Below are 11,759 nucleotides of genomic sequence, written 5' to 3'. Positions count from 1 at the left end.
GCATTGTTGTTATCAGGCGCGGGACTTGCGTCCATAAACCAGCCAGGTAATGGCGATACAGCAGAGGTAAAACACCAGGAAAATTTTCATCGCGCCGGCTGGCGAGCCGGTCATAGAGAGCGAGAGGCCAAAGGTCTGCGGAATAAAGAAGCCGCCCAGCGCGCCAATCGCGGAGATAAAGCCCAGCGCGGCGGAGGTTTCAGTCCCGGCTTCACGCAGCGCCAGCGCATCGTCGCCGCCTTCGGCTTTAATGCGTTCCAGAGTGAGCTTGCGGAAAATCACCGCAATCATCTGATAGGTTGAGCCGCTGCCCAGTCCGGCAGTGAAGAACAGCCCCATAAAGATGGCGAAGAAAGCGATAAACGAGCCGTGGCCGTCAGCGCCCGGTAAGGTGAAAAACAGCAGTGCGGCAAACAGCGCCATCAGCACGTAGTTGATCAGCGTGACGCGGGTACCGCCGAAACGGTCAGAAATGATGCCGCCCGCTGAGCGGGCCAGCGCGCCAATAAACGGACCAAAAAAGGCGTAGTGCAGAATCACTACGTCCGGGAACTGCGTTTTGGTCAGCATGGCGAAACCGGCAGAAAATCCGATAAATGATCCGAACGTCGCCAGATAGAGCAGCGCCATCACCCACAGGTGTGGCCGTTTCAGTACCGGCAATTGCTCACGCAGCGAAGATTTCGCCGCCGCCAGGTCGTTCATTCCCAGCCAGGCGGCCAGCGTGGCGACCGCCAGCAACGGCAGCCAGATCCAGGCGGCGTTTTCCAGCCAGATCGCTTCGCCATTAACGGTAGTCTGACCCGCATCCGAAAAACCGAAGATGGCACAGGAGATCGCCAGCGGCGCGACAAACTGCATCACGCTGACACCGAGGTTACCGAGGCCGCCATTGATGCCCAGCGCGCCGCCCTGACGGGCTTTTGGAAAGAAGAAGCTGATGTTGCCCATGCTGGAAGCGAAGTTAGCCCCGGCAAAACCGCACAGCAGAGAAATAATCACAAAGGTGCTGAACGGCGTCTGGCTATCCTGCACCGCGAAACCGAGCCACAGGCAAGGGATCATCAGGATGCCGGTGCTAAAGGCGGTCCAGCGACGTCCCCCAACCAGCGGGATGACGAAAGAGTATGGAACGCGCAGCAGCGCGCCGGAAACCGACGGCAGTGCCGTCAGCAGAAACAACTGATCGGTAGTGAAACTGAAACCAACTTTATTCAGGTTGACCGCAACGGCGCTGAACAACATCCAGACGCAGAAGGCGAGCAGCAGACAGAAGACGGAAATCCACAGGTTACGGCTGGCGATACGTTTGCCGTGCGACTGCCAGAAAGCCTCATTTTCAGGCTGCCAGTCCTGGATTACCGCGCGGCGGGTGTCGGTTTGCAGAGGGACAGGTTGGGTCATAGCTTTCTCATCTACAGGATATTAATTGTGCATATCCTGCGCATCCGACCTGATGAGCAGCTTGATACAAATCAACGGCAAAGCAGGTAGTTATGCGACACTGGCGCGCAGATATCCCGGTTAAGTAGATGAACAGCCAGCAAATAACCTTTGTGAATCAGTGGTTTTTAAAACAGTTGCATAAAACCTGTCACAAGCGCGCCGGCAGTGGGAAATAAAGGAGTAGTCCATAAGGGGTATATAGCCACCCGTCTTCCCCGGTAAGATACCGCCTTTACTTCACTTCGCGATACGCGCGAATCCACTGAGCAGGAGCAGAGATGTGACGACAGACAAGTTTACGCTCTTACTTATCGACGACCATCCGATGCTGCGTAACGGGCTGAAACAGCTGATCGCGCTGGATGAGAGGCTGGAAGTGGTGGCCGAAGCAGGCAACGGCATAGAGGGGGTGGCGCTGGCACAGCAGCACGATCCTGACCTGATCCTGCTCGATCTGAATATGCCGGGCCTCAACGGACTGGATACGCTGAGCCGGCTGCGCGAGATATCGCTCTCGGGTCGGGTAGTGGTTTTCAGCGTTTCTGATGATGAGGAAGATGTGGTCACCGCCTTAAAACGCGGTGCCGACGGTTATTTACTGAAAGATATGGAGCCGGAAGCGCTGCTGAAAGCCCTGCACCAGGCGGCGGCCGGGCAGACTGTCCTCAGCGAAACCTTAACCCCGATACTGGTGGCCCGCTTACGGGAAGATCGCCCGGCCCCGGCCCGGGATATCAATCAGCTGACCCGCCGCGAGCGCGATATTCTGCAGCTGATCAGCGCCGGGATGACCAATAAAGCCATTGCGCGCAAACTGGGCATCAGTGAAAGCACGGTCAAAGTTCACGTCAAATACCTGCTGAAAAAGATGAACCTGAAATCCCGGCTGGAGGCAGCCGTCTGGGCATTACAGAGCGGACAACGTTAAGTAGCCGCGATCTGAACAGGAGACCGGCGGGATAAGGATTCAGGCAGCAGAATTCGCGAGCAGGCTCGCAGCCGCAGCTAAACAGCCGGAAAAACCGTTTTTTTCAGTCGCCAGCCGCGCCTGGTGTTTGATAGGGTGCCGGTCAGGCAACAACGGCTGAAGGTAACGGCGATGCATCAGACTGGTATATGCCCCGCCCTATTCGTTATCATCTGCTTATCCTGCACGCTGACGCTGAGCCGCTTCGGTTCAGCGACGTCGGCAGCCAGAATCTTACCGCTTTAAAAATGAGTTAAAACCCTATGCAAGAGCCAACCGAAAAGGATTTTCCTTCCCATACGCCGATGATGCAGCAATACCTGCGACTCAAGGCGGAACATCCTGACATTTTGCTGTTTTACCGGATGGGCGATTTCTACGAGCTGTTTTATGACGACGCCAGACGCGCCTCGCAGTTGCTGGAGATTTCACTCACCAAACGCGGCGCTTCGGCTGGCGAACCGATTCCGATGGCTGGCGTGCCCTATCACGCCGTTGAGAGTTATCTGGCGAAGCTGGTGCAGCTGGGCGAATCCGTCGCCATCTGCGAGCAGATTGGCGATCCCGCCCTGAGCAAAGGGCCGGTTGAACGCAAAGTGGTACGCATCGTCACGCCCGGCACTATCAGTGACGAAGCACTGCTGCAGGAGCGTCACGATAACCTGCTGGCGGCGATTGTTCAGAGCCCGCGCGGCTTTGGCTACGCAACGCTGGACATCAGTTCTGGCCGTTTCCGTCTGAGTGAACCGGGCGATGCGGAAACCATGGCAGCAGAATTGCAGCGCACTAATCCTGCCGAACTGCTCTATCCGGAAGATTTTCAGGCGATGTCGCTGATCGATCAGCGTCGTGGCCTGCGTCGTCGTCCGCTGTGGGAATTTGAGATCGATACCGCACGTCAGCAGCTCAATCTGCAGTTCGGCACCCGTGATCTGAACGGTTTTGGCGTCGAAAACGCGCATCTTGGCTTAAGTGCGGCGGGCTGTCTGCTGCAATATGTTAAAGATACCCAGCGCACTACCCTGCCCCACATCCGTTCCCTCAGTATGGAACGGCAGCAGGACAGCATCATTATGGATGCGGCGACCCGGCGTAACCTGGAGATCACCCAGAACCTGGCCGGCGGTACCGACAACACCCTGGCGGCGGTGCTGGATAAAACCGTCACCCCAATGGGCAGCCGGATGCTGAAGCGCTGGCTGCACATGCCGCTGCGCGATGCGCGCATCATCAATCAGCGTCAGGAGTCGATTGCCGAGCTGCAAAATCTCAGCGAAACCCTGCAACCGGTGCTGCGCCAGGTGGGTGACCTCGAGCGTATCCTGGCGCGTCTGGCATTGCGTACCGCGCGTCCGCGCGATCTGGCGCGGATGCGTCATGCGTTCCAGCAGCTGCCTGAGCTGAATCAGCTGCTGGCGGAAGTTGAGTCGACCCAGTTAAAACAGCTGCGTACCCAGATGGGCGAGTTTACCGCTTTACGCGAACTGCTGGAGCAGGCGGTGATTGAGTCGCCGCCGGTGTTGATCCGCGACGGCGGGGTAATCGCGCCCGGCTACAACGCCGAGCTGGATGAGTGGCGCGCCCTCGCCGACGGTGCCACCGATTATCTCGACAAGCTGGAGATACGCGAACGCGAAAAGCTGGGGCTGGATACCCTTAAGGTCGGCTTCAATGCGGTCCATGGTTACTACATTCAGGTCAGCCGCGGTCAGAGCCATCAGGTGCCGATGCACTATGTCCGCCGCCAGACGCTGAAAAATGCCGAGCGCTACATCATTCCGGAACTGAAAGAGTACGAAGACAAGGTGCTCACTTCGAAAGGCAAGGCGCTGGCGCTGGAAAAAAGTCTGTATGAGGCGCTGTTTGACCAGCTGCTGCCGCATCTGGAAGCGTTGCAGCTTAGCGCCGCCGCGCTGGCAGAGCTGGACGTGCTGAGCAACCTGGCGGAACGCGCCTGGTCACTCAACTATTGCCGTCCGGTGTTGCAGGACAAACCGGGGATAAAAATCAGCGGCGGCCGCCATCCGGTGGTTGAACAGGTTCTGAAAGAGCCGTTCATTGCTAACCCGCTTTCGCTGGCACCGCAGCGCCGGATGCTGATCATTACCGGCCCCAATATGGGCGGTAAAAGTACCTATATGCGGCAGACCGCGCTGATTGCACTGATGGCCTGGATCGGCAGCTTTGTGCCAGCTGATGAGACGCTGATTGGGCCGCTTGACCGTATCTTCACCCGTGTCGGCGCGGCTGACGATCTGGCGTCCGGCCGCTCGACCTTTATGGTAGAGATGACCGAAACGGCCAACATTCTGCATAACGCCACTGAAAACAGCCTGGTGCTGATGGATGAGATTGGCCGCGGTACTTCAACCTACGACGGGTTGTCGCTGGCCTGGGCCTGTGCCGAAAATCTGGCAAACCGCATCAAGGCGATGACGCTGTTCGCAACGCACTACTTTGAGCTGACCACCCTGCCGGAAAAAATGGAAGGTGTAGTCAATGTGCATCTTGATGCGGTGGAGCACGGTGACACCATCGCCTTTATGCACAGCGTGCAGGATGGCGCGGCCAGTAAGAGTTATGGTCTTGCTGTCGCCGCACTGGCGGGCGTACCGAAGGAAGTGATCAAGCGGGCGCGTAACAAGCTGAAGGAGCTGGAGACGGTTTCAAACCATACCGCCTCATCGACGGTGGATGGTTCGCAACTGCCGCTGCTGGTTGAAGAGACCTCGCCGGCGGTGGAAGCCCTTGAAGCGCTGGACCCGGATACCCTGACCCCACGTCAGGCGCTGGACTGGATCTATCGTCTAAAGTCACTGGTGTAATAACTGCGCGCATCGGGCTGAAGCCCGATGCGCGCAGGCTTTGCAGGCGCGCCAGGGTAAGGCGCTGAGCACTTCTTCTGCGGGTGAGTCGCTTAGCTGCGGGCAACTATTATTTTAAATGGAAGTCCGTTGCCTGCAGGCAAATCAGTTCTCTGCGCGCAGATCGATTTTCTGCCGCAGAATCAGTTATCTGAACACAAATCGCTTATCGACTGGCAAAACATTTTTCTGCAGGTCAATCAGTTCTCTGTGAACAAATCACCTATCTGCACGCAAATCAGCTCCCTGAATGCAAATCACCTTTCACCCGGCAAATCACCTTTCTGCAGGCATAAAAAAAGCGGTGGTTTTCACCACCGCTTTTTAGATTCACACCTGAATCAGAGACTCACGACGCGATTATTCCCGAAAAAGTGCTTCGATGTTGAGGCCCTGCGCCTGCAGGATTTCGCGCAGACGACGCAAACCTTCAACCTGAATCTGACGGACACGCTCACGGGTTAAACCGATTTCACGGCCCACATCTTCAAGCGTTGCCGCTTCATAGCCTAACAGGCCAAAACGACGTGCCAGCACTTCACGCTGCTTGGCGTTCAGTTCGAACAGCCATTTGACGATGCTTTGTTTCATGTCATCGTCTTGCGTGGTGTCTTCCGGACCGTTGTCTTTCTCATCGGCCAGAATATCCAGCAGCGCTTTTTCAGAATCACCGCCTAACGGCGTATCGACTGACGTAATGCGTTCGTTGAGACGCAACATACGGCTTACGTCATCAACCGGTTTATCCAGCTGCTCTGCGATCTCTTCCGCGCTTGGCTCATGGTCAAGCTTGTGGGAGAGTTCACGCGCAGTACGCAGATAAACATTCAGTTCTTTAACAATATGAATCGGCAGACGAATGGTACGGGTTTGATTCATGATCGCCCGTTCAATAGTCTGACGAATCCACCAGGTAGCATAAGTTGAGAAACGGAACCCGCGCTCCGGGTCAAACTTCTCAACGGCACGAATCAGGCCGAGGTTACCTTCTTCAATCAGGTCCAGCAGGGCTAAACCACGATTGCTGTAACGACGGGCAATCTTCACTACCAGGCGTAAGTTACTTTCGATCATGCGGCGGCGGGAAGGAATGTCACCTCGCAATGCACGGCGAGCAAACAGCACTTCTTCCTCGGCCGTTAACAACGGAGAATAGCCAATCTCCCCGAGATAGAGCTGCGTCGCATCTAATACACGCTGCGTCGCACCCTGGGACAACAACTCTTCTTCCGCTACGTCGTTATCACCAGGTTCGTTTTCGACGAGAGCCTTCTCATCAAAAACCTCAGCTCCATTCTCCTCGAATTCCGCGTTCTCATGTAACTCGTTTACTTTCAGCGTATTCTGGCTCATAAGCGGCTCCTACCCGTGATTCCAGGGCAGAACATCAAAAGGTGCGTTCTGCCGGATTATCGCTGCGGTAAATAACGCAACGGGTTTACGGATTTCCCCTTGTAACGAATTTCAAAGTGTAATCTTACTGAACTGGTTCCGGTGCTACCCATGGTCGCGATCTTCTGCCCCGCCTTAACTTCCTGTTGTTCCCGGACCAGCATTGTATCGTTATGGGCGTAAGCACTCAGATAATCATCATTGTGTTTAATGATGATCAGATTACCGTAACCCCGGAGTGCGTTACCTGCGTAAACCACCCTTCCTGAAGCGGTGGCGACGACAGACTGTCCGCGCGTTCCGGCGATATCGATACCCTTGTTGCCCCCTTCGGCGGCAGAGAAGTTATCGATAATCTTACCATCGGTCGGCCAACGCCAGCTTCCTACCGGCGTAGAGCTATTGGTTGTGCTGCTGACCGTTGGCGGTGCGGTAACCACTGGAGCTGTTGTCGATGCAACATTTGCTCCTTTCGAAGGCAGCAATTTACTGCCGCCCGAACTACCCGAATCATCAGAATACGTAATAACAGGTTGCTGTGCAACAGCGGCAGATTTAATTTGTGGCGCGGTCGGGACGCCGCCCTGCGTTGCATCAGCAACGGTAATGGCATTGCCACCGGTAATCGGCTGGCCGGAACCGTTGCCGATCTGCAAAGTTTGCCCGACATTCAGGCTGTAAGGCGCAGGAACGTTGTTACGCTGGGCTAAATCACGGAAATCGTTGCCGGTAATCCAGGCGATGTAAAACAACGTGTCGCCGCGTTTTACGGTATATGTTTCACCGGAGTAGCTACCTTTAGGAATATTCTGATAACTGCGGTTGTACACAATTCGGCCGTTTTGCGTCTCAACATTATTATTGGTACTAATCATTCCACCACTGCTGGGCGCAGATGCTGCATTTCCGCTTAACATTCCTCCCTGCCCCGGCATAGTGGGAACACCGCCTGAGGCGCTTGCCGCGCCACTCTGGCTGCTGTTCATGCCGCCACCATCACCAACGCGGCTAATGGGTGCTTGTGTGTTGTCGCTGGAGCTACAGCCTGCCAGCCAAAAACCTACCAGTGAAAGCGCCGCCAGACGGCGTAACTGAAAAATTGTGCTTCCCGTGCTCATTGATCCCCCGTGATGGCAACCCTGATGTACCTGTTTCACTGTACTTGCCAGCAGAATACTCTGCACGGCGCGATAAAATATGCGTTTTCGTTGATTAAAATGGATAGTAACAATATCAAGTACGTGGTGCCATGAAACAGTTGTGAAGAAATACGAAGCGGGTCAGGCGAGATCGCCCTGAACCAGCGGCACAAACCGCACCGGCTCAATCGTCTCTTCAATAATTTCTTCGCCCTGACGACGCAGACGTTTCAGCACCTGCTGGTCTTCACCAACTGGCAGCACCATAATGCCGCCTTCTGCCAGTTGCGCTATCAGCGCAATCGGAATTTCAGGCGGGGCGGCGGTGACGATGATGGCGTCGAACGGCCCGCGTGACGGCCAGCCCTGCCAGCCATCGCCATGTCGGGTCGAGACATTATGCAGATCGAGCTGCTTCAGTCGGCGCTTGGCCTGCCACTGCAACCCTTTGATGCGCTCAACCGAATACACATGATCCACCAGATGGGCAAGAATCGCGGTCTGATAGCCGGAACCGGTGCCGATTTCCAGCACCCGAGAATGCGGATTCAGCGCCAGCAGCGCCGTCATTCGCGCCACCATATAAGGTTGCGAGATGGTCTGGCCGGAGCCGATCGGCAGAGCCACATTATCCCAGGCCTTGTGTTCAAAAGCCTCGTCGATAAAACGTTCACGTGGCACATCGCTGATGGCTTTCAGCAGGTTTTCATCATCAATCCCCTGCTGACGCAGCTGTGACAGCAATGTCTCAATACGCCGATTCACCATGCCAGATTCACCTCAGCTTTAGCCAGCCAGTCATTCAGCACATCCTGCGCGCTGTGCGCGGTCAAATCGACATGCAGAGCCGTGATCGAAACATAGCCCTGATCAACCGCGGCAAAGTCGGTATCCGGGCCTGCATCCAGTTTCTCACCCGGCGGGCCAATCCAGTAAAGCGTATTGCCGCGCGGATCCTGCTGGGCGATCACCTGATCGGCAGGATGCCGGCTACCACAACGCGTAACGCGGATGCCCTTCAGCTCGGCCAGCGGCAGATCCGGCACGTTGATGTTAAGAATGCGGCCAGTGCGCAGCGGTTGCTGAGTCAGGGCCTTAAGGATAGCGCAGGTGACCGCTGCCGCAGTGGCATAGTGCTGGTGGCCATTAAGCGATACCGCGACGGCGGGTAAGCCAAGATGACGCCCTTCCATCGCCGCCGCCACCGTGCCGGAGTAGATCACATCATCGCCCAGGTTAGGACCGGCGTTGATACCGGATACCACGATGTCGGGACGCGGCTGCATCAGCGCGTTGACGCCCAGATAGACGCAATCTGTCGGGGTGCCCATCTGCACCGCAATATCGCCATTCTCATGAGTAAAGGTGCGCAGCGGCGTTTCCAGGGTTAAGGAGTTCGAGGCACCGCTTCGGTTACGATCGGGCGCGACGACCTGCACGTCAGCAAAGTGCCGCAGGGCTTTCGCCAGCGTTTGAATACCTGGCGCATGAATGCCGTCATCGTTGCTGAGCAATATCCGCATTTTGTTCTGACCTTTTTTTATTCGACTGGTCGCCGTGACTGGACCCGTTTGAACTGCATGGCAACAGGTGAAGACCGGACAGCGATTTTTGCATTCTAGCGAGGCACGCAACGAAGTGGTAGGCGTAAATCATACTACTGCGGGGGTTTGCCGCAACAATACCCACAATCGGGGTAATGTTGCAGCAGGGATTACTCGTCAATATTATCAAGCGCATCGGCGTGGGTGAGCAGTTCTCTCACCACGCTGGTGGCAAAGCTACCCGCAGGCAGCCAGAAAGCCAGTTCCAGCGTCGCCTCATCACACCAGTTCCAGTGCAAATCCCGCGGCACCACCAGCATCGCCCGGCGGGCGGCATCGACACGTTCGCGCGTCATCAGGCTCAGCAAGGTGGTGGCATCAGCCAGCGCCTGCTGTTCAAAAGCCAGCGCATCGGCCTGTGGCCCGGCTTCACCATCGCCGGGCAACGGAGCGGTAATGCGCAGCTCGTGCTGATCGACGCGTGTTTGTAAGGATACAAGTTCATCGGGCTGGGCGACGAACCAGCTGCCGCGACCGGTAAGCTGCAGCGCATCACCGTTCATCACCTGGCTGAGACTACCCTGCTGTTGCAGGCGCGCGCTGGTGACCTGATTAAACAGTGCACTGCGCGCAGATGACAGCAGCAGGCTGCGCTTATTCCGGTCGCGCACCATAATCTCATTGCGCGCCCACTTCTCCGCCATGATCAGATTGTTGCCGTTGCGGCCAAAACGCTGCTCGCCAAAATAGTTCGGCACGCCAGCATCGCGTATCTGCGCCAGCCGGGCTTCCGCCGCCTGCCGATCGCTGATCTGGCGAATGACCAGACGGAAAGCATTGCCCGCCAGCGCACCGATGCGCAGCTTACGCTTGTGGCGCACCGCCTGCAGAATCTCTACCCCTTCCAGTGCAAAACCGCGCAGATCCGGCATCGCATTGCCCGGCAGGCGAAAACAGAGCGTCTGCTCGGTAACCGCATGCCGATCTTTCATGCCGGCGTAGCTCATATCACGCGGGTGAATGCCGAGGTATTTGGCCAGCGCTTCAGCGACAAAGCGGGTATTGGCACCCACTTTGCGGATGCGCACCAGCAGATGCTCGCCTTCCCCATCCGCGCCATAGCCGAGATCCTCAACCACCACAAAATCTTCTGGCTTAGCTTTGATTACGCCGGTAACAGCAGGCACACCGTGCAGATAATGCAGCATCACTGGCTGTCGGCTTTGAGCAGCAGGGCCACCGCCTCACAGGCGATCCCTTCGCCACGACCGGTAAAACCAAGCTTTTCGGTGGTAGTGGCTTTTACGTTGACCGCATCCATATGGCAGCCGAGATCTTCAGCGATATTGATGCGCATTTGCGGCACGTGTGGCAGCATTTTCGGCGCCTGGGCAATCAGGGTGACATCGACGTTGCCGATGCGGTAGCCTTTGGCTTCAATACGTCGCCAGGCTTCACGCAGCAGGCCGCGGCTGTCTGCGCCTTTGAAGGCGGGATCGGTATCCGGGAACAGCTTCCCGATATCACCCATTGCCACCGCGCCTAACAGCGCGTCAGTCAGCGCATGCAGCGCCACGTCGCCATCAGAATGGGCGATAAAACCGTGTTCAAACGGGATTCGCACGCCGCCAATCACCAGCGGACCCTCGCCACCGAAGGCGTGAACGTCAAAACCGTGACCGATACGCATCATGCGCTCTCCTTTAATTGAATCTGACTCAGATAAAAAGCCGCCAGCGCCAGATCTTCTGGCCGGGTGACTTTGATGTTATCGCTGCGTCCGCTCACCAGCTCCGGATGGTAGCCGCAGTACTCCAGCGCCGACGCCTCATCCGTGATGGTCGCGCCTTCATTCAGCGCGCGCGTCAGGCAGGCGGTGAGCAATGCATGCGGGAAAAATTGCGGGGTTAAGGCGTGCCACAGATCCTCGCGCTCCACGGTATGGGCGATGGCCGCTTTGCCCGGCTCGCCCCGCTTCATGGTGTCGCGCACCGGGGCAGCGAGAATCCCGCCAACGTGGCTCTGATGCCGCACGTTTAGCAGACGCTGAAGATCGTCCGGATGGAGGCAGGGGCGCGCCGCATCGTGCATCAGCACCCATGCGGAGCCTTTCGCTGCCTGCAGTCCGGCCAGTACCGATTCAGCGCGCGTCTCTCCGCCGATGACCCGCACCACACGCGGATCGCGTGCCAGCGGCAACGCGGCAAAATGCTGGTCATCGGGACTCAGGGCGACAATCACCTGTTTGATAGCGGGATGGGAAAACAGGCGTGCAATGCTGTGTTCCAGAAGGGTGTGCTGACCAATCGTCAGATACTGTTTAGGACAGGTTGCCTGCATCCGGCTGCCGATCCCGGCAGCGGGCACCACGGCAATCACATCCGCAAGGGAGGACAGATTGTTCATG

General features: G+C 56.9%; 10 protein-coding genes. 2 read left to right on the top strand and 8 right to left on the bottom strand.

The window, feature by feature from the left end:
• Positions 1 to 12: 12 nt before the first annotated feature.
• Entirely contained in the window at positions 13 to 1,404 is a 1,392-nt protein-coding gene (locus tag ACLIBF_RS05105; RefSeq protein WP_046289603.1) for a NarK family nitrate/nitrite MFS transporter, read from the bottom strand.
• Between the two features lie 322 nt (positions 1,405 to 1,726).
• On the opposite strand from ACLIBF_RS05105, the gene narL reads away from it, so the two are divergent.
• A complete protein-coding gene (narL, locus tag ACLIBF_RS05100; RefSeq protein ID WP_279810394.1) occupies positions 1,727 to 2,374 on the top strand; it encodes a two-component system response regulator NarL in 648 nt (215 codons plus the stop codon).
• Positions 2,375 to 2,676: 302 nt separating this feature from the next.
• Positions 2,677 to 5,238 carry a DNA mismatch repair protein MutS gene (mutS, locus tag ACLIBF_RS05095; protein WP_046289601.1) on the top strand — a complete coding sequence of 854 codons (2,562 nt, stop codon included), beginning with the start codon at positions 2,677 to 2,679 and terminating at the stop codon, positions 5,236 to 5,238.
• Between the two features lie 399 nt (positions 5,239 to 5,637).
• Here the strand turns inward: mutS and rpoS are convergent, their stop codons facing one another.
• From rpoS to ispD, 7 genes are all read right to left on the bottom strand, one after another.
• The gene (rpoS, locus tag ACLIBF_RS05090) at positions 5,638 to 6,630 is read right to left on the bottom strand and encodes an RNA polymerase sigma factor RpoS (protein ID WP_031374757.1); all 993 of its coding nucleotides are present in this window, start codon (positions 6,628 to 6,630) and stop codon (positions 5,638 to 5,640) included.
• A 56-nt stretch (positions 6,631 to 6,686) separates the two neighbouring features.
• Entirely contained in the window at positions 6,687 to 7,787 is a 1,101-nt protein-coding gene (gene nlpD, locus ACLIBF_RS05085; protein ID WP_031374756.1) for a murein hydrolase activator NlpD, read from the bottom strand.
• A 162-nt stretch (positions 7,788 to 7,949) separates the two neighbouring features.
• Positions 7,950 to 8,576, bottom strand: a complete 627-nt coding sequence (locus tag ACLIBF_RS05080) for a protein-L-isoaspartate(D-aspartate) O-methyltransferase (protein WP_031374755.1) — start codon at positions 8,574 to 8,576, stop codon at positions 7,950 to 7,952.
• The gene (gene surE / locus ACLIBF_RS05075) at positions 8,570 to 9,331 is read right to left on the bottom strand and encodes a 5'/3'-nucleotidase SurE (protein ID WP_031374754.1); all 762 of its coding nucleotides are present in this window, start codon (positions 9,329 to 9,331) and stop codon (positions 8,570 to 8,572) included. Before surE ends, ACLIBF_RS05080 begins: the two co-directional genes overlap by 7 nt.
• A gap of 191 nt (positions 9,332 to 9,522) precedes the next feature.
• Positions 9,523 to 10,563: a tRNA pseudouridine(13) synthase TruD gene (gene truD / locus ACLIBF_RS05070; RefSeq protein ID WP_084227838.1), complete on the bottom strand. Its 1,041-nt coding sequence runs from the start codon at positions 10,561 to 10,563 to the stop codon at positions 9,523 to 9,525.
• Positions 10,560 to 11,042 (bottom strand): 2-C-methyl-D-erythritol 2,4-cyclodiphosphate synthase, encoded by a 483-nt coding sequence (gene ispF, locus ACLIBF_RS05065; RefSeq protein WP_031374752.1) that lies wholly within the window; start codon positions 11,040 to 11,042, stop codon positions 10,560 to 10,562. The genes truD and ispF overlap by 4 nt, the downstream gene beginning before the upstream one ends.
• Positions 11,042 to 11,758, bottom strand: a complete 717-nt coding sequence (gene ispD / locus ACLIBF_RS05060; protein ID WP_448309455.1) for a 2-C-methyl-D-erythritol 4-phosphate cytidylyltransferase — start codon at positions 11,756 to 11,758, stop codon at positions 11,042 to 11,044. The genes ispF and ispD overlap by 1 nt, the downstream gene beginning before the upstream one ends.
• Between the last annotated feature and the right edge of the window lies 1 nt (position 11,759).

This window comes from Pantoea sp. PGP6 (assembly GCF_053474785.1).
The sequence above is the reverse complement of the archived record's forward strand: the minus strand, read 5'-3'. Positions and strand labels throughout refer to the sequence as shown.